This window comes from Gilliamella sp. WF3-4 (assembly GCF_001690275.1).
Lineage (GTDB): Bacteria > Pseudomonadota > Gammaproteobacteria > Enterobacterales > Orbaceae > Gilliamella > Gilliamella apicola_C.
Map to the genome: position 1 here is coordinate 98,042 of NZ_LZGW01000007.1, position 17,816 is coordinate 115,857.

The following is a 17,816-nucleotide window of genomic DNA, read 5'->3' on the forward strand; positions in this document are numbered from 1 at the left end:
TTGATGCAAAAAGAAAAGTATAATGATTTATGGTTAGGATTTACGATTGTCGCTGAATTTTATGGCGTAGCGGTCAATATTAAATCATTACAAGAGCAGTTCTATCTTGATGATGAACATGATATCTCGCTCCAATTTGTTAGGGCTGTCAAAAAAACAGGGTTAAAATGTCGCTATGTTGATAAACTAAATCTAAATAATAAAATTTCTACTCCAATTATTGTTTATTTAGAGCAGCAAGGCTATGTCGTTTTATTAGCCGTAAAAGATGGGCAATGGCTGATACAATCTCCCCATAAAAAACAACCAGAAGTGATAGCTCCACAGCTACAAGAAAAAATCAGTGCGTTTTTATTTACCAAACGAATTACATGGGAATCCATAAATAGAGAGTTTAATATCCAATGGTTTTTTCAAGCTTTTATGCGTTATAAAAAACTGATTGGTGAAATTTTATTAGCTTCATTCTTTATCCAAATTTTGGCTCTGGTTACACCTTTATTTTTTCAGGTAGTTGTAGATAAAGTGCTTGCTCATCAAAGTTTAACAACATTAGATGTATTAGCTATCGGAATGTTAACCGTTGTGATTTTTGATGTGATTTTAGGTGGACTACGTAATTATCAAATGGCGCATACTTCGCAACGTATTGATGTTATGCTCAGCTCGTTACTATATAAACATTTGCTTTCATTACCTTTAAGCTATTTTAAGTCTCGTCAGGTTGGTATTACCGTTGCTCGTGTTTATGAACTAAAAACAGTACGTGAGTTCTTAACTGGAAGTGCAATGACGCTTTGTTTGGATATTCTTTTTGCGATTGTTTTTTTTGTAATTATGGCATTTTATAGTATTCCCCTGACATTAATTGTTTTAGTTTCATTGATTCCTTACATTTTGTTATCAACTTTTATTACCCCAGTGTTACGTAGGCGTCTTGATGAGCAGTTTCAACAAGGGGCTAAAAATCAAGCATTTTTAGTTGAAAGTATCTCTGGTGTTGAGCAAGTTAAAGCTATGGCGGTTGAAAATCATATGACGCGTCGTTGGGATGAGCAAATTGCCTATTTTGTGACAAGTTGTTTTAAAACGCAAAATTTAGGGAATGTAGCAGGTCAAATATCTCAACTCGTTAATAAATTAACGAGTGTTGTTATTTTATGGTATGGCGCTAATTTAGTGATAGAAGGCAAGTTGACCGTTGGTGGTTTGGTCGCCTTTAATATGTTTTCTGGACAAGCTACAGCCCCCGTATTGCGATTAGTACAGTTATGGCAAAGTTTTCAGCAGGTTTCGATTTCAGTAAAACGATTGGGTGATATACTAAATGTACCTGCAGAGCGGCAACAAGAAAATAGTAGTGTTTTGAAGGAAATTAAGGGTCATATCCGTTTTGCTAATATTTCTTTTGCTTATAGGCCAGATGCAGCGCCTGTGATTCGACAAGTGAATTTATCGGTTAATATTGGTGAAGTTATCGGTATTGTTGGACGCTCAGGATCGGGTAAAAGTACATTAACTCGGCTGTTACAGCGACTTTATGTTCCGATAGAAGGACAAGTTTTTATCGATGGCATTGATATTGCACAAACTGATCCCCAATGGCTACGTAAACAAATCGGAGTGGTATTACAAGAAACGCAGCTTTTTAATGGCTCTATCCGTGATAATATTGCATTGGCGATTCCTGATGCTTCTCTTGAAGCTGTAGTTAATGCTGCAATAATGGCTGGGGCTCATGATTTTATTAGTGAATTTCCATTAGGATATGACACGCCAGTCGGCGAAAATGGAGGACAATTATCTGGTGGACAGAAGCAGCGAATCGGTATTGCTCGTGCATTGATAACAAATCCTAAACTGCTTATTTTTGATGAAGCAACTAGCGCGCTTGATTATGAATCAGAGCAGATTATTCAAGAGAATATGGCAAAAATTTGTCATGATAAAACGGTTTTTATTATTGCTCACCGTTTATCAACGGTTAGGCATGCCAATCGCATTATTGTGATGGAAAAAGGTGAAATTGTTGAACAAGGATCTCACCAAATGTTATTAGAAATAAAAGGGATCTACCATAAACTGTATGATTTACAGAGTGGAGGCCATTGATGAAACAGATGAAACAAAAATACCGTGAGTTTTTGCCTGCTGTATTAGAGGTTCAAGAGACTCCACCATCTCCCCTTGGCCGGTTGCTACTATGGGTGATTATTATTTTATTTGTTATTGTCATCTTCTGGGCTTCATTAAGTAAAGTTGATATTGTTGCCATGGCTCGAGGAAAATTAGTTGTCAATGAGCTATCAAGACCCGTTAATACTTCAGTCACAGCTGAAATTATTGCCGTATTGGTTAAAGAAGGCGAACATGTTGAAAAGGGACAGACTTTAATTAAATTAAATAGCAAATCATTGGTAGCACAATTAGAAGAGAATATATTACAACAACAGATTAATCGCTTTCATATTGCTAGATTGACATTACTTTATGAACATTACCTCAATCGTCCTGCACCGATGATACTTTCTACCGAGTTACAAAAAGAGTCGCCAATACTTGCTAAACAGATTTCTATGCTACTTAAAGCTGAAGTAGAGGATGATTATAATGAAAAAGAGGTTTATAAGTTAAATCAACAAATTTTAATGGCTCAGATAGAAAATTATCAAGCTCAAAAAGAGATGGCGGAAAATCTATTGCCAATTTATGAAGAGCAACATCGGGCGTTGGATTTGTTGTATAAAAAAAAGATGACGAGTAAAGATAGTTTACTTGAGGTTAAGAAAAAATATTTAGAAGCAAAATTTACTGTGAGTGCAGCAGAAGCAAAAATGAAAGAAATGCAAGCAAGTTATTCTCAAATTGATACACAAATGAATTCTCATATTGCCGATAAAATTAAAGAAATTGAGCAAGAAAAAATACAAAAACTGAATCAAAATCATATATTATCCGTACAGCAAAAACAGCTAGAAGCGCTTATTGCACAATATGAGTTAAAAGCACCAATTGCAGGGATTGTGGAAGCATTAGCTTATCGAGATGCTGGTGCTGCGGTTGAAGCTCCTCAAGAGCTATTGAAAATTGTTCCTGAAAATGAAAAGCTGATTGCAGAAGTTTTGGTAAAAAACCAAGATATTGGTTTTTTAAGGAAAAACCAATTGGTTACTGTAAAAATTGATACATTTGATTTTACGCGTTATGGTTGGATTGAAGGTACATTGTTAAACATTTCTTCCGATGCTATTGAAGATAAAGACTTAGGGCTTGTGTATAAGGCTGTTATTGAATTAAACAAAAACCACTTAATTATTGATGACCAACCTGTTAATTTAGAGCCTGGAATGTCTATTTCTGCGGAAATAATAACAGGGCAAAGGACAGTATTAAGTTATTTATTAAGCCCAATGATGGAGGCTTTGGATGATGTTGGTAAGCAACGCTAGTACATTAATCCAATGAATTAATGCGCGATTAATATGTAGGAAAACACGAGATTGTTCCAATTTATAGCTAAAATGATCTTATAAGAAGTGCCCGACGTAAATCAAACAGTAAATATTATTAAACCAAAATTAGAGCTTTTTGAATTAGAAAAACAACTTGAATATGTGTTACTGTAACTATCCCCTAAAATAGTACAGCAAAAAAGTAGAAAATTCTCTATGATAAAAGTAAAAGAGGATTTAATTATGAAAAAAATGACTGAACATCAAATCGTCGCTATTTTAAAAGAAGCTGAAGCAGGTATTCCTGTCAAGGAACTCTGTCGTAAATATGGCATGGGTAATTCAACTTTCTATAAATGGCGGGGAAAATATGGCGGTATGGAAACGTCGGATATCAAACGCTTAAAGGAGCTTGAGGCTGAAAATCGTAAGCTTAAACAGATGTTTGCTGAGCTAAGTTTAAAATCCCAGCTTCAGAAAGAAATCATAAAAAAGCTTTAGTGCCCACAAAGGCGCGTAAAACATGGGCACAGCAACTACAACAAAATCATTCGGTTACTATTGTTATGAGTTGTGCCATTGTTGGTTTAAGCCGTTGTGCTTACTATTATCAACCTAAGTTGTAGGATGATTCGGTGATTGTTTCGGTGTTGAATGCTATTACAGATAGGCATTTATGCTGGGGCTTTCCTAAATGTTTTAATCGTATCAGAAAGCTCGGCTATCAATGGAATCATAAACGGGTATATCGGGTGTATTGTGAGTTAAAACTGAATCTTAAAACAAAACGAAAACAACGAATTCCACCTCGGGCGCCAGAAAAGTTATTGGCTCCCAATAAACAAGGTGAATGTTGGTCAATGGATTTTATGAGTGACAGTAGCCGTAATCAACGTCGCTTTAGGACATTCAATGTCATCGATGACTTTAATCGTGAGGCGTTAGGTATTGATATTGCAGTAAGCTTACCAGCAGGAAGGATTACCCGTTACTTAGATAAACTGGTCGAATATCATGGGTATCCATTCTTTTTAATGCATCCTCTCTACCTATATAGATATAGAGTTTTTCAATTTTAATTTTTTTCCACTCTAAAGCATATTCGCTAAACAGGGGCGTTGTATTTTTATCTTCTTGCGGTGCTATTTTATTCTTTTTTATTGTTAATTGAAGCCTTGGATCAATGCCTTTAACCACATATTCACGCGTCTCCTCCTTAAGCTTTCTGGCATCAGATAGGTTTATTTCAGGATATCGACTAAACGACATGAGTTGTTGCTTGTTATACCAGTAAAACCTAAAGTCCTTGAGTTTAGCTCCAGTAGGCTTAATTTTTATCATTAGTTCCAAGCTATCATTTAGTGTATAGGCTTTATCCTTCGCTTTTGCTGCTTTAATTTTTAGTATCAGATAATTTAGACATATATATCCTCTTCTATCGTTAAAAAATTGAATTTTGCTTTTAAGTTAGCCAAGGCGAAAACAATTGAAGAAAAAATACAGTAATAAATTGATTTCATTAACAAAGAAAAGAGAATTGACGGTTACTTATTTTAAATTTAAGAGTTACTTATACTTAAATCTCTTGGAACTCATAAGATTTTATAGGAACATATAAGAATGAAAATAAACACAACTCAATAATTTTAAAACAGTTTTAGAAACTTATAGAAATGTATTATACTATGAGATGGAGCGGGAAACGAGGTTCGAACTCGCGACCCCGACCTTGGCAAGGTCGTGCTCTACCAACTGAGCTATTCCCGCATAAGTAAAGGTTGGTGCCCGGGGCGAGACTTGAACTCGCACGGCCAAAAAGGCCGAGGGATTTTAAATCCCTTGTGTCTACCGATTTCACCACCCGGGCTCAAAACTGACTTACAAAAAGTAATTCGCTTTGAATGCAGTGCATTTTACCTATCTTATGATTTCAGTCAATAGAAATTTTAAATTAATTGTTTAATTGCTCAATGTTTAGCTAATTAATGATTAAAATAGGGGTGTCAGTTAATTGATAAGGCGATAAGTAATTTTGTTTATACGTTTTGATTGAACAAAATTACTTATATAAAAAAGTGTTTGCTCAGAAATATAGAGAGTTGGTTATTCTTCTTCTAATAAATCACTATGCGCTATCCATAAATATTGTAACATTGATAATAGTGTTAAAACTGTCGCAATAAATAATGCAACGAGACCAGCATAAATGACCATATCACAAGGACGCCATAGTAACCAAGTTAACGCGGTCATTTGGGTAATTGTTTTTATTTTACCAATTGACGAAACGGCCACGCTTTTACGTTTACCAATTTCAGCCATCCATTCTCGTAGGGCAGATATGATAATTTCGCGTGAAACAATAATAATTGTTGGAATAGAGATCCACCATGCTTGATAATATTGTGTAATTAAAACTAAAGCAATTGTCACCATAATTTTATCAGCAACAGGATCTAAAAAAGCACCAAATTTAGTTGTTTGTCCTAAGCGACGGGCAAGATAGCCGTCTAAAACATCGGTTACGGCCGCAATTAAAAAAATCAATGCAGAAAAAAAACCAGCCCATTGATGAGGAAACCAATAAAATGCCATCACAAAAAAAGGAATTAAAATGACTCTAAATAGTGTTAAGGCTGTTGGAAAATTAATTTTCATGTGATAGAAGCTCTTTTTTATTTTATTAATCAATGCATTAGTAATTAGCGAAAAATAGTTTTTTATTGGTGATTATGTTGCCTGAAAAATGTTAATTTTTCAATGTGTTATTGCTTTAAATTTAGATAAATTTTTTCAGCTAATGATTTAGATATTCCTTGCACTTGCGCTATTTCATCAATGCTGGCATTTTTTAGTTCTCTTAACCCACCAAAGTGTTTAAGTAATGCTTGCCTTCTTTTGGCTCCAACTCCTTCAATATGTTCCAAAGCACTATCGGTAAGTTGTTTGATGCCTTTTTTTCGTTGGCCGACAATGGCATGATCGTGTGATGCATTTCTGATCTGTTGAATGAGTAATAGAGCAGGGGAATGATCATCCAGATAGCGCCCAGAGCCATGAGCCTCAAAGAAAAGGGTTTCTAATCCTTCTTTACGCTCAGCGCCTTTTGCTACCCCAATTAAAATAGGATGATTTTTATTCCAATTAACATTCAATTGGTCAAATACTTGCAACGCTTGGTTAAGTTGTCCTTTACCGCCATCAATAAAAATGATGTCGGGGATTTTTTCGTCAGGAAGCTCTTTTTTGTTGTAACGGCGTGTTAATACTTGTTCCATTGCTGCATAATCATCACCTGGTGTGATACCTGTAATATTATAGCGTCGAAATTCGGCTTTAACAGGTCCTTTATCGTCAAAAACAACACAAGATGCAATGGTGTTTTTGCCCATAAAATGGCTAATATCAAAGCATTCCATGCGGTTAATTTTATCAATCCCTAAAAAAGCTTTTAATGCATCGTAACGTTGTTTTATGGTTGAGTTTGCTAATAGCTTATTTTTTACTTCAGTTTGAGCATTTACCGTTGCAATGTTGAGTAATTTTAGATTATCACCTTTAGGTTCATCAACCAATTTAACTTGGTGTTCAGCAATAAGTGACAGTGTCTCTTCTATAGGTTTTTTATCCGATAAAGAATAATTCAACAAAATTTTCTTAGGAATGTTGCGGTTTTGATTACCTTGCAAATAAAATTGCCCTATAAATGTTTCAATAACTTCTTCTAATTCCGTATTGGATGGTACTTTAGGGAAGTAAGATCGATGACCAAAGGTTTGCCCGTTGCGAATAAATAAAACATATATACACGCTAAACCTAATTCATAATGAAAGCCAATCACATCAAGATTATCATTATTGTTATAAATTGCTTGTTTTTCATTGATATGTTTTATTGCTTGTAGTTGATCGCGTAGTGTTGCCGCTTTTTCAAAATTAAGTTCATTGCTGGCTTTTTGCATATCTTCAGTGATTTTTTGTAAGATTTGTTCTGATTGCCCAGACAGAAATAACCTTACATAGTTAACTTGCTGTTGGTAATCTTCATCACTCACTAAACCAGGTACGCAAGGCCCTAAACAACGCTTAATTTGATATTGTAGACAAGGACGGGTGCGATTGCGATATGTCGAATTCAGGCATTGTCTTATTGGAAATGTTTTTTGTAACAAGGCTAATATTTGTTTAACAGCATAGCCACTGGGATAAGGACCAAAGAACTCATCTTTTTTCCGATTTACAGCTCCTCGGTAAAGCGATAGTTGAGGATGTTGTTCTTTACTTAATTTTATAAATGGGTAGCTTTTATCGTCTTTTAAAAGCACATTGTATCGTGGCTGATACTTTTTTATATAAGTTTGTTCAAGTAGTAAAGCTTCGGTTTCGGTATTAGTAATTGTGAATTCAACATGGCGGATATGACTAACTAGCATATCTGTCTTTAAGGTTTTTTTGCTATTGTTAAAATAGCTTTTTAGACGGTTATTAAGATCTTTTGCCTTTCCCACATAAATAATCGTCTGTTTATCATTAAACATTTGATAAATACCCGGTTTATGTGGGACAGTTTTTAAAAAAGATGCTGAATCAAATGAGTTCATATTAGTTTTCAAATGTGAGGGCTTTTTTCTCTATTATCCTCATAATGGTGCTAAGCAAACCATTTATCAAGAGGTAAACTAGCCCAGCAGCAATAAAAATAGTGAAATCGTAGTAATCCGCATTCAAATCATTACTATAACCCATCACATCCATCACAGGAATCATTGCGGCTAATGCAGTACCTTTTACGACAAACACGACTTCATTTGAATAAGTGGAAAGTGCACGTTTTAAAGCATAAGGAAAAACAACTTTTAACGTTTGTATTTTATCCATACCAAGTGCTTTACAAGCTTGCCATTGTCCTTTAGGTAAGGCTTTTAACGAGCCATAAAAAATTTGCGTTGTATAGGCAGCGCTGTTAAGTGTTAATGCCAAATAGGCACAAAACCAAGGTGATGAGATGGTATTATAAAGTAATGGTACTTTGATTAAAATATCTTTAAACTGTGATGGTCCATAATAAATAAGTAATAGCTGTACAAGTAAAGGTGTACCGGTAAATATAATAATATATGTGCGTATTACTTTATTTAGTATAAAGTGATTTAGTGATAATAAACATGATAAGCAAGTAGCAATAACTCCTGCAGATAAAATACCTAAAATGCTTAAACTTAATGTTTCAGGAAGACCTTGGCAGATTATTTTTAGGTAATGAATAAAATTATCAAACATAATGCGACCTTACTAATTTTTCGCTGAGGTAGGTTGTTCAAAATAGGTTGAGCGTTTTTCAATGCGCGATATAATTTTTTGACTAAAAATTGAGATAATTAGATAAATAATCATAGCTACGATATACCATAAAAAAGGTTGATTGGTTCGTGCAACAATGGTTTTGGTTTGCATCATTAAATCATTAATGGCAATTGCTGAAACTAATGCCGTATCTTTTAATAATATTAACCATTGATTACTTAGGCCCGGTAAAGCATGGCGCCACATTTGTGGCATAATAATGCGAAAGAATGTGCGAGATTTGCTTAGTCCTAAAACTTGCGCGGCCTGCCGTTGTCCATTAGAAATTGCTTTAAATGCACCACGTAAAGTTTGAGAGGCATAAACAGCATAGAGAAGAGAAAGTGCGGCAACACCACATAAAAAAGGGCTAACATTAAAATCTTCAATGTTTAGCTGTATTGTTAAAGAGGTAAAATACAGATCAATGGTGAAGCCATCATTTAATAATATCAATAATAAAGGTAAACCGTTATAAATGGCTATCACAATTAATAATTCGGGTAATGCTCGAATAGTTAAGTTAAATAAAGACATGGTCCATGCAATGGGTTTGAATGGAACGGATTCTAATATTGAGAAAATAAAAGCAAATATAATCCCAACAATTAATGATACAAAGGCTAATGATAATGTGGTAGAAGTAGCTTCAATAAGCGGCAAAATATAACCATCCATTGAAGACAAAACCCATTTCATTTCATTTGCAAAAAAATCAAACATAAAAAAACCAAGATTAAATTAAAAAATAAATTCGCCGCAAGTGAATGCGGCGAGGTCATTATTATAAAATATATATTTAAATATAAAGTTTATTTGTTAAACCATTTTTTATAGATAGCATCTAGTTCACCGTTAGCTTTCAGTTTATCTATTGCTTGATCAAATTGGTTAAGTAGCTTCTCGTTACCTTTACGTATCGCAATTCCTAGCCCTTCACCAAAAAAGTCGTGGTCAATAATTTTATCACTTAAAGGAACGATGTCTGCATCTTTACCTAACCATTCACCAGCAACAATTGAACTTGAAACGATTGCATCAATTCGCTTAGCTTTTAAATCTAAAATAGCGTACTGATAGCTGTCATAACTTACCTGTTTGACATCTGGGTACTTTTCATTTAGGTATTTTGGATAAGTTGTGCCTTTTTGGATCCCAACACGTTTACCCTTTAATTGTTCAAGATCCGTTAGTGTATCTTTTAATGTAATAAACTGAATTGAGCTATCATCATAATAAATTTTTGTAAAATCAACTTGTTTTTGTCGTTCTGGCGTAATGTCAATACCCGCTATAGCAGCATCAATTCGACGTGTTTTTAAGCTAGGAATTAGGCCATCAAATGATTGATTAACCACTTTACAAGATGCTTTTATTTCATCACAAATTTTATTTATGACATCAATATCGAAGCCAATAATTTCATTTTTTTCATTAGTAAATTCAAAAGGCGCATAAGTTGCTTCAGTGCCGATGGTTAAAGTGTCTACAGCTTGAGCTAAAAATGTTGTTCCTGCAAGACAAATGGCTAGTAACGTTTTTTTCATATATCCACCCAATTTTATTTTAATTAATGTGATAAATAAGCTTTAAATTGCTCGGTTTTAGGATGTGCAAAGCATTCAAGTTGTCCTTGCTCAATAATTTTGCCATGCTCCATATAAATGACTTGTGAAGCTACTTTGCGCGCAAAATCGACTTCATGAGTCACAATAATTTGTGTAATACCTGTTTGCGAAAGCTCATTAATAATTTCAGCAATTTGTGATGTGATCGCTGGATCTAATGCGGCTGTTGGTTCATCAAATAATAATATTTGTGGCTCCATCATTAATGCCCTTGCAATAGCCACTCTTTGTTGTTGACCTCCTGAAAGATGAAGGGGATAACGCTGAGCCATATTATCAATTTGTAACCGCGCTAAAATTGCCATTGCTTTATCGCTAGCTTCTTTTTTTGATAACTTTAAAACTTGGCAGGGCGCTTCAATCAAATTTTCTAGCACCGTTAAATGTGGCCATAAATTGTAATTTTGAAAAACCATGCCGACATTTTTGCGAAGGTGTCGAATTGTGGATTCGCTGATTTTTTCAGAAAAATCAAAATGTGAGTTGGCAATAGTCATTTTACCTGATGTCGGTATTTCAAGTAAATTGAATACTTTTAATAAAGAGCTTTTACCAGCACCACTTTGACCAAGTAATACAATTGTTTCGCCAAGTGGATAGCTAAGAGAAACATCATTTAAGGCCTGATGTGCACCATAAAAACAGTTAATATGGTTTAATTCAATATTCATTATATTTTTTTCTTGACTGTATAATTGATTAAATATTACTTTTTTTTGCATAAAAATGCAATCTAATTTATTGGACAATCTTTTCTTTGCTGTGTTTTTATACCAAAATAGACGTATTACCTGAATTTTCTTTACAAAAAATTTAGGCTAAATAAAACTAATGACTATTAGTAATGATAGGAATTACTGGGCCAAGATATTTGGGTTCTTTATTAAGAATATAGAGATCAATAAAGGCACTGACGCGTGCAAACATTTCACGAATGCGCACTAGTTTCATGCTTGCTGGTGCTGGTACAGCAAAACATTGTGCTTGAATGTTATGTGCAAGCGCAATAAAAATAGCCCGTTCACAGTGAAACTCTTGCGTAATAATAGTAAAGTCATTGGCATCAAATACTTTATTGGCTCGAACTACCGAATCAAATGTTCTAAAGCCGGCATAATCTAAAACAATCGAATCGCTAGGAATACCTGCTTTTATTAAATCTTTCTTCATGGTGATGGGTTCGTTGTAACTCAAAAGCGCGTTATCGCCACTTAATAATAGATAATCAACTTTATTTTGCCAGTATAGATCGATGGCTCCATCAATACGATTCCGATAAAAGCCATTTATTCCGCCACCACGAACATATTTTGCTGTACCAAGTACCACACCGATCGGACGGTATGGCAGTTTGTTTTCATCATGGTAAATATAAGGTGCCGTTTTGTAGCTGATCCAATAGTCTAACCCCAATATTGCAGACATTGTAATCAAGCACAATCCAGTAAAATAAGCAATAAGCTTTTTTAAGTTCATGCTATAACCAGTCAAAAATAATTACCATTATTGGAAATAAAAAAGGCGCTGTCAATGATGTCATAATACCGCATAATACTAAAGATAACGAACTATAGGCGCCTTCGTTGTAATCTACTTCAATACAACGAGCAGTACCAACAGCATGCGATACAGCACCAATAGATAATCCTCTAGCTGAGGCCGATTTTATTTTAAATAAATTTAATATTTGATGTCCAAATATGCCACCTAATGTGCCAACAAGTATTACACATAATGCTGCAATAGACGGAATTCCTCCCTGATTGCTGGCAATAGTCACTGCAATTGCCGTTGTAACTGATTTTGGTAAAACCGATGCGGCTATTTCATCATTACCACCTAACCAAAATGTAATACAAACGCCTGTTATCATTGAAGCAATTGATGCGGTAAAGGTAATAAGCATTATCGATTTCCAACGCGCTTTGATTTGTGGAATCAATTCATATAAAGGGTAGGCTAAAGCAACCACGGAGTAAGGTAATAAGTCATTAATAATTTGTATGTTACTAACATATTCCACATAACTTGTGTTGGTTATTAGTAAAATTGGAATTAATACAATGACTGAAATCACTAAAGGGTTGAATAGCGGATTTTTTAGTTTCAATGCAACCCGACGAACAATGAGAAAAACCCCAAGTGTTAAAGGTAACATCCATATCATGGTTGATTTTCCTTTTTTTCGGATTCAACAATTGAGCTCTTAGTTGGTAAGCGATGGCAATGTTCAGTTAAAAATGCAGTTAGTAGCAGTACAATAAATGATCCTCCTACACTACTAAATATTATAGGTATCCAGTTTTGCAATAAGAGTGAATAATTATCCATTATTCCCATAGCTGCGGGAATAAAAAGTAATGTCATGTAACGCATGAAAAGGTTACAACTATTTTTAATCCAACAAGTAGGAATAAGTTGAAAAGCAAGTAAGAAAAATAGAATCAACAAACCGATAATACTACCAGGGATCATTATCGGTAATATTTTAGAAATAATGTTTCCTGCCCATAAGCAAATAGTCAGTATAATCAACCCTCGGCTATAACTGAACAGTGTATAGTACAAAGAATAAAGTCGATGTCTTATTGTGGCGTGCTTCGCTAAAAAATGTTTCATAACGTGAATGCTATTAATCTTAATTTTTAATTATGACTATATGCCTGTAGTTAGCGTTGACATAAATTGAATAAAGCATATCATACGCCCGTCAAATCTAATTATCCAACTAAATAATGACAATATTGATAAAGTTGTTTTAGTATTAAAAGCTTTTCCGGCTGTTCTATATAAGTTTCCGCAAGCTGTTCTAAGGTTAGTAAATAATCTTGAATTTTTTGGATATTAAATTTATCGCGGCAATAATCCTTCCAAATAATCTGTTCATGCTCTGTTAGTATTTGTGGGTAATTACGTGCTTTATATCTAAAAAATAGTGTTGCTAAGCGAGGATCATCAAATGTGAATGATAAGCTGTCTAATAAATGTGGCGGTGTTGTTCGAATAGTTTCACAGCGTAATTTGTCTTGGCTATTTAAAAAACCACTATATATTTGACCATCAACATCAGAACTAATCGAAAAATGATTATCTATTGCAAATAATTCTCTCATTTTATCTTGCAATATTGTTTGATTTTGCAATAGCCGTTGTTGATTGATTAAACATTGTTCTATATCAATATCAAACCTTGTTGCGTTTTCGGGTAATAGTGTTTTTAACGGAGCAACAATAGGGCATTTGTTTATATGAATTAACTTTAAAGGAATTCGTGATTCATTAAGTTCAAGATCTTCTGTTTTTGTATAAAGTTTTTCTTTAATTTTTTCTGCTGGTAAATCAATAATTGAGTTAATATCTCCAGTTAAATCACAAACAATAACGGCATTATTTTGTAACGGATGCCAAGCAATAGGGCAAACTAATGATAGATTGCCTCGATGGCTACCTAGCATGCCCGATATATGAACAATAGGATTCATATTAATTACATCAATAAGCTCAGCAACTTTATTTTTGTTGCGTAATGTAAAAAAGTAATTGAAAAGTTTAGGTTGTTTTGTTTTTATTAATTTTGCCATGGCAATTGTTGCATACACATCAGACATTGCATCATGTGCATGCTCATGTTCAATATGATTCGCTTTTGTTAAATGCTCCAAACGAAAGCTAGGTAATCCCGCATCATTAATCGGCCAGTTGATACCTTCAGGTCTTAGTGCATAACACGCTCGAACAACATCAAGAAGATCCCATCTTGAATTACCATTTTGCCAACTATAAGAATAGGGATCGTAAAAATTGCGATATAAAATATTACGCGTTACTTCATCGTCAAAACGAATATTGTTATAGCCTAAAATACAGGTATTGGGGTGGCAAAAAGCGTGATGAATTAGTCGGGTAAATTCTGCTTCACAAATACCTTCTTGATTGGCTTTTTGAGGTGTAATTCCAGTGATGAGTACAGCTTCTGGACTAGGTAGATAATCTTGTGTTTGACGGCAATATATCACTAGTGGGTCTTCAATAATATTAAAATCCGCATCAGTACGAACTCCAGCAAATTGAGCAGGGCGGTCTAATGCTGGATGAATTCCAAATGTTTCATAATCATGAAAGTAAAAAGTTGGCTGTTCTAAGTTGTTTTTCATGGTGAGTTTTTGCTTAGTATCGTTTTTTATTTAAATTTAATTAAATTGATATTTGTTCATTTTTGTTTTAGTTATTTACGTGTCTTGATTTGTTCACATTGCAAATGCGCACCGATTGAGTACATAACTATTTTTTATATGTGTACAGAATGTAAAAAATGGCGTTAAGTGATACCAAATCAATATTAAATAAACCTTATACAGGGTTGTTTGAGCTAACCGATGGTTTAGGCGTAAGAATATCACAAAAAGGGACAATTGCATTTCAATTTTGCTACTGATTATAACTATCTTATAAAACAGTACAGTAAAAAGGTAGAAAATTCTCGATGATAAAAGTAAAAGGGGATGTAAGTATGAAAAAATGACTGAACATCAAATTTTATCTATTTTAAAAGAAACCAAGGCAAGCGTTCTTGTTAAAGAACTGTGCCGTAAATATAGCATGGGGTAATTTATCTTTTTGTATATGGTGAGAAAAATGTGGCGGAATGGAAACTTTAGACATCAGGTTAACCTTAAACAGATGTTTACCGAACTTAGCTTAAAATCATAACGTCAGTTGGAAATTATGAAAAAACTTTAAAGGCCACAAAGTCACGTAAAATTTGATTAAAACAACTTCAGAAAAATTATTTTATTGCTATTGCTACGAACGGTGTAATTGTTGGCTTAAGCCATTGTGCTTACTATGATCAACCTAAGTTGCAGGATCATTCTATGATTATTTCGGTACTAAGCGCCATTAATTACTAACAGGTATTTATACTGAGACTTTACTAGCATGTCAGACATTACGCTTGGCTTAAATGTGAAATAAAATCAAATAGACATTAAGAACACCAAGCTTAATTCATGACATTCAGGGCAAGGCTATAATGCATCTGAAAAGAACCGTAAATAAGCATAATAAAAAAACTGTCAGAAAAGTTATTGATTTTATTGAGTTTTTAATCCTAGAACCTAGATTAAAACATGCATTACAATTTTAGACTCGGTGAAGCGAAGAAAGTAGAAAGGTGATTTATACTTTCTTCGCACCACAACGGTTTGGCGATTGTGATGCATTATAATCATCTTTCTTATATACTAGTTTAGTCTTTGGGAGCACTTTCGATAATATCAGCCAATTTTTCAAGTGTCAGTCTTAATAATTTTGGCATAGACTCCAATTCAATTGAGTCCATTAAATTTTTAACGTAAAGACCCAGCTCAGTATCACCTTCAACAATTAAACGTCGCTGAAAGAATAGGGTATCAGGATCTTGACGTCTGGTTGCTATCATAATCAAATCATTAGCATTACCAATAAAACTTACATCAGCAATCTCTTCTCTGCTTACGACAAGTTTATTGTCAATAAGGCTTACAAACCAAATAAGGCCAAGATCGGTAACTTGAATTTTAAGCCATCGATTTTCTAAAAAGTCGAGATCCCCATCTTCAAGAGAATGTTCAAATTGTAACTGTAATAATTGCTCTATGGCCTGCTTTTTTATATTAAAAGGAATGTGTCGTAAAGTAAGCCCCAAAATATGGGGCGCTTTATTAACAAACTGTGAATGAATCTTGCTTAAAATTTCGCTTCTTGATCCAATCATTTAGGCATCTCCAGAAATCATTTTTTCATAGATATCTAAATCAGTATTTAAATGTTCATAAACTTCTTCACTAACTTCATTACGAACTTTCATTTGTAGTAAAGCTGTACGTTCTGCACCAATTGCTACTAGACGCATACGCCTTTCTAGATTTTCTGCCTCAAGTGCTTTTTGTTCTAAGTCTTTTAGACCCGTTCTCCGTCTTAACGAACCAATAACACGAGAGCCAATTTCATGAATAATTTCTTGATCTAAACCTGTTTCTGATGTTTCTTGTAATAAATTGTTTTGCATTTTTTCAAGACTAGTAATAGCTTCTTCGGCCATATGTCCTTTAACTGTTAAAATTTCATTGTGTTGTTCAGAATTATCTAAAATGACACTACCTCGTAATAAGATAGGTAATATTATAACTGCTGTAATTAATGAAATTAAAATGATACCTGCTGCAATAAAAACAAGTTGATAACGACCACTAATACTTATTGGTATGGATAATACACCCGCTAGAGTAATAGCACCTCGAACGCCTGCAAATGTCGAAATTAAAAGATCTCTTGTTGAATATGCTCTAAATGCAAGTGGACGTTTGGTTCCAAAAGGCATGGCAGGCATATGCTTCATTGCCCATAACCAAGCAAATCGAGTTCCCATTAACACTGCAAAGACAAATAAAACAATTAAACATAATTGCCACACTTCAATTGATTTATCTATTTGGTTTTCTGCAAAAGTATTATTTAAAATACTTGGTAGTTGAATGCCTAATAAAACAAATACAAATCCATTAAACACAAAAGTTAACATTGACCATGTGCTATCTGATTGTAAGCGTGCAGTTAACGGTGCATTTCGCATCATACCTGAATGGTTTACTGTCATACCTGCACTTACAGCAGCTAAAATACCTGAGCAGTGGAATTCTTCTGCAATGATATAAGCGGCAAATGGAAGTAAGAATAGTAATACAATTTGAATAGCTGGATCATTGTGAGTCAGCTGATTTATTTTACGTAAAATACGTGCATATAACCAAGTAAATAAGACACCAATAGCTAAACCACCAATGGCAACGATAAAGAAGGTCATGCTAATTTGTAATAAGTCAAATTGTAATGTGCCAACTGCAATTGCTATAGCAAAATTTAAAGAAACTAAGCCGGAAGCATCATTCATTAATGCTTCGCCCTCAATGATTTCCATTTTTTCTTTTTCTATTCGACCTTTACCCACAATTCCACTTAATGCTACAGCATCGGTTGGCGATAACACAGCAGCTAAGGCTAAACATGCAGCTAACTGAACATTTGGTAGTATCCAATAAAGAATGTAACCCAATGCAATAATCGAAATAACAACTAAAACTAAAGCTAATCCGATGATTTCTCTACCATTGTAGATAAAATCTTTCACTGACGTTTTGCGTCCGTCAGCAAAAAGCAAAGGGGGAATAAATAAAACGAGAAATAATTTTGGATCAAATTCTACATAAACATTAAATGCTGCCAATATACAACCTAGTAATATTTGCATTAAAGGTAATGGAATTTGAATTGGCAACATTTTAACAACGACACCAGAAAGTGATACAATTAGTACCAAGAGTAAAATTATTGAAAAAAGTTCCATAGTTTTCCT

At 34.0% G+C, this 17,816-nt stretch carries 18 protein-coding genes, 2 tRNA genes and 1 pseudogene; 6 read left to right on the forward strand and 15 right to left on the reverse strand.

Annotated elements, in window-relative coordinates; genetic code table 11:
• Positions 1–3: 3 nt before the first annotated feature.
• The 5 genes from A9G47_RS02585 to A9G47_RS13830 all read left to right on the forward strand — a co-directional run bounded on the left by A9G47_RS02585 (position 4) and on the right by A9G47_RS13830 (position 4,531).
• Positions 4–2,112, forward strand: a complete 2,109-nt coding sequence (locus A9G47_RS02585) for a type I secretion system permease/ATPase (protein ID WP_065589097.1) — start codon at positions 4–6, stop codon at positions 2,110–2,112.
• Entirely contained in the window at positions 2,112–3,449 is a 1,338-nt protein-coding gene (locus tag A9G47_RS02590; RefSeq protein WP_065589096.1) for an HlyD family type I secretion periplasmic adaptor subunit, read from the forward strand. The genes A9G47_RS02585 and A9G47_RS02590 overlap by 1 nt, the downstream gene beginning before the upstream one ends.
• A gap of 246 nt (positions 3,450–3,695) precedes the next feature.
• Positions 3,696–3,953 carry a transposase gene (locus A9G47_RS02595; RefSeq protein ID WP_065642090.1) on the forward strand — a complete coding sequence of 86 codons (258 nt, stop codon included), beginning with the start codon at positions 3,696–3,698 and terminating at the stop codon, positions 3,951–3,953.
• On the forward strand, positions 3,953–4,078 hold the full coding sequence (locus tag A9G47_RS14575; RefSeq protein WP_255309192.1) for a hypothetical protein: 126 nt from the start codon (positions 3,953–3,955) through the stop codon (positions 4,076–4,078). The genes A9G47_RS02595 and A9G47_RS14575 overlap by 1 nt, the downstream gene beginning before the upstream one ends.
• A 9-nt stretch (positions 4,079–4,087) precedes the next feature.
• Positions 4,088–4,531 (forward strand): IS3 family transposase, encoded by a 444-nt coding sequence (locus A9G47_RS13830; protein WP_141674789.1) that lies wholly within the window; start codon positions 4,088–4,090, stop codon positions 4,529–4,531.
• Here A9G47_RS13830 and A9G47_RS14815 read toward each other — a convergent pair.
• The 13 genes from A9G47_RS14815 to sbcB form a co-directional block, all read right to left on the reverse strand.
• Positions 4,434–4,907 (reverse strand): integrase arm-type DNA-binding domain-containing protein, encoded by a 474-nt coding sequence (locus A9G47_RS14815; RefSeq protein WP_081303501.1) that lies wholly within the window; start codon positions 4,905–4,907, stop codon positions 4,434–4,436. The two genes, A9G47_RS13830 and A9G47_RS14815, sit on opposite strands and share 98 nt — an antisense overlap.
• Before the next feature lie 236 nt (positions 4,908–5,143).
• A tRNA-Gly gene (locus A9G47_RS02605) sits at positions 5,144–5,219 on the reverse strand.
• Between the two features lie 12 nt (positions 5,220–5,231).
• Positions 5,232–5,319 (reverse strand) — tRNA-Leu (locus tag A9G47_RS02610).
• Between the two features lie 236 nt (positions 5,320–5,555).
• Entirely contained in the window at positions 5,556–6,110 is a 555-nt protein-coding gene (pgsA, locus tag A9G47_RS02615; RefSeq protein WP_065567549.1) for a CDP-diacylglycerol--glycerol-3-phosphate 3-phosphatidyltransferase, read from the reverse strand.
• Positions 6,111–6,217: 107 nt separating this feature from the next.
• On the reverse strand, positions 6,218–8,053 hold the full coding sequence (uvrC, locus tag A9G47_RS02620) for an excinuclease ABC subunit UvrC (protein ID WP_065567550.1): 1,836 nt from the start codon (positions 8,051–8,053) through the stop codon (positions 6,218–6,220).
• Position 8,054: 1 nt separating this feature from the next.
• Positions 8,055–8,732, reverse strand: coding sequence for an arginine ABC transporter permease ArtM (artM, locus tag A9G47_RS02625; RefSeq protein WP_065567551.1), 678 nt, complete (start codon positions 8,730–8,732; stop codon positions 8,055–8,057).
• 12 nt (positions 8,733–8,744) lie between these two features.
• The gene (gene artQ / locus A9G47_RS02630; protein WP_065580789.1) at positions 8,745–9,473 is read right to left on the reverse strand and encodes an arginine ABC transporter permease ArtQ; all 729 of its coding nucleotides are present in this window, start codon (positions 9,471–9,473) and stop codon (positions 8,745–8,747) included.
• Positions 9,474–9,607: 134 nt separating this feature from the next.
• Entirely contained in the window at positions 9,608–10,342 is a 735-nt protein-coding gene (locus tag A9G47_RS02635) for a transporter substrate-binding domain-containing protein (protein WP_065567552.1), read from the reverse strand.
• A 23-nt stretch (positions 10,343–10,365) separates the two neighbouring features.
• Positions 10,366–11,094 carry an arginine ABC transporter ATP-binding protein ArtP gene (gene artP, locus A9G47_RS02640; protein ID WP_065567563.1) on the reverse strand — a complete coding sequence of 243 codons (729 nt, stop codon included), beginning with the start codon at positions 11,092–11,094 and terminating at the stop codon, positions 10,366–10,368.
• Positions 11,095–11,251: 157 nt separating this feature from the next.
• Positions 11,252–11,899, reverse strand: a complete 648-nt coding sequence (locus A9G47_RS02645) for an ElyC/SanA/YdcF family protein (RefSeq protein WP_065567553.1) — start codon at positions 11,897–11,899, stop codon at positions 11,252–11,254.
• A 1-nt stretch (position 11,900) separates the two neighbouring features.
• On the reverse strand, positions 11,901–12,590 hold the full coding sequence (locus A9G47_RS02650) for a CidB/LrgB family autolysis modulator (protein WP_065567554.1): 690 nt from the start codon (positions 12,588–12,590) through the stop codon (positions 11,901–11,903).
• Entirely contained in the window at positions 12,587–13,042 is a 456-nt protein-coding gene (locus A9G47_RS02655; protein WP_081303502.1) for a CidA/LrgA family protein, read from the reverse strand. Before A9G47_RS02655 ends, A9G47_RS02650 begins: the two co-directional genes overlap by 4 nt.
• 101 nt (positions 13,043–13,143) lie before the next feature.
• A complete protein-coding gene (gene sbcB, locus A9G47_RS02660) occupies positions 13,144–14,577 on the reverse strand; it encodes an exodeoxyribonuclease I (protein ID WP_065567555.1) in 1,434 nt (477 codons plus the stop codon).
• Between the two features lie 158 nt (positions 14,578–14,735).
• On the opposite strand from sbcB, the pseudogene A9G47_RS14820 reads away from it, so the two are divergent.
• Positions 14,736–14,849: pseudogene (locus A9G47_RS14820) on the forward strand (hypothetical protein); the annotation flags it as partial.
• Between the two features lie 822 nt (positions 14,850–15,671).
• On the opposite strand, the gene ubiT reads toward A9G47_RS14820, so the two are convergent.
• Together ubiT and A9G47_RS02670 are read right to left on the reverse strand one after the other, a co-directional pair.
• A complete protein-coding gene (gene ubiT / locus A9G47_RS02665) occupies positions 15,672–16,157 on the reverse strand; it encodes a ubiquinone anaerobic biosynthesis accessory factor UbiT (protein ID WP_065581822.1) in 486 nt (161 codons plus the stop codon).
• A 21-nt stretch (positions 16,158–16,178) separates the two neighbouring features.
• On the reverse strand, positions 16,179–17,807 hold the full coding sequence (locus A9G47_RS02670) for a Na+/H+ antiporter (protein ID WP_065566611.1): 1,629 nt from the start codon (positions 17,805–17,807) through the stop codon (positions 16,179–16,181).
• Positions 17,808–17,816: the final 9 nt, after the last annotated feature.

Excerpts from the sequence above, each read along its gene's own strand:
- artQ (WP_065580789.1), bottom strand. The coding sequence starts at position 9,473 with ATGGATGGTTATATTTTGCCGCTTATTGAAGCTACTTCTACCACATTA.
- A9G47_RS02650 (WP_065567554.1), bottom strand. The coding sequence starts at position 12,590 with ATGATATGGATGTTACCTTTAACACTTGGGGTTTTTCTCATTGTTCGT.
- A9G47_RS02590 (WP_065589096.1), top strand. The coding sequence starts at position 2,112 with ATGAAACAGATGAAACAAAAATACCGTGAGTTTTTGCCTGCTGTATTA.
- pgsA (WP_065567549.1), bottom strand. The coding sequence starts at position 6,110 with ATGAAAATTAATTTTCCAACAGCCTTAACACTATTTAGAGTCATTTTA.
- artP (WP_065567563.1), bottom strand. The coding sequence starts at position 11,094 with ATGAATATTGAATTAAACCATATTAACTGTTTTTATGGTGCACATCAG.
- sbcB (WP_065567555.1), bottom strand. The coding sequence starts at position 14,577 with ATGAAAAACAACTTAGAACAGCCAACTTTTTACTTTCATGATTATGAA.
- A9G47_RS02655 (WP_081303502.1), bottom strand. The coding sequence starts at position 13,042 with ATGAAACATTTTTTAGCGAAGCACGCCACAATAAGACATCGACTTTAT.
- A9G47_RS02585 (WP_065589097.1), top strand. The coding sequence starts at position 4 with ATGCAAAAAGAAAAGTATAATGATTTATGGTTAGGATTTACGATTGTC.
- artM (WP_065567551.1), bottom strand. The coding sequence starts at position 8,732 with ATGTTTGATAATTTTATTCATTACCTAAAAATAATCTGCCAAGGTCTT.
- A9G47_RS02595 (WP_065642090.1), top strand. The coding sequence starts at position 3,696 with ATGAAAAAAATGACTGAACATCAAATCGTCGCTATTTTAAAAGAAGCT.
- A9G47_RS02645 (WP_065567553.1), bottom strand. The coding sequence starts at position 11,899 with ATGAACTTAAAAAAGCTTATTGCTTATTTTACTGGATTGTGCTTGATT.
- A9G47_RS02635 (WP_065567552.1), bottom strand. The coding sequence starts at position 10,342 with ATGAAAAAAACGTTACTAGCCATTTGTCTTGCAGGAACAACATTTTTA.
- A9G47_RS02670 (WP_065566611.1), bottom strand. The coding sequence starts at position 17,807 with ATGGAACTTTTTTCAATAATTTTACTCTTGGTACTAATTGTATCACTT.
- uvrC (WP_065567550.1), bottom strand. The coding sequence starts at position 8,053 with ATGAACTCATTTGATTCAGCATCTTTTTTAAAAACTGTCCCACATAAA.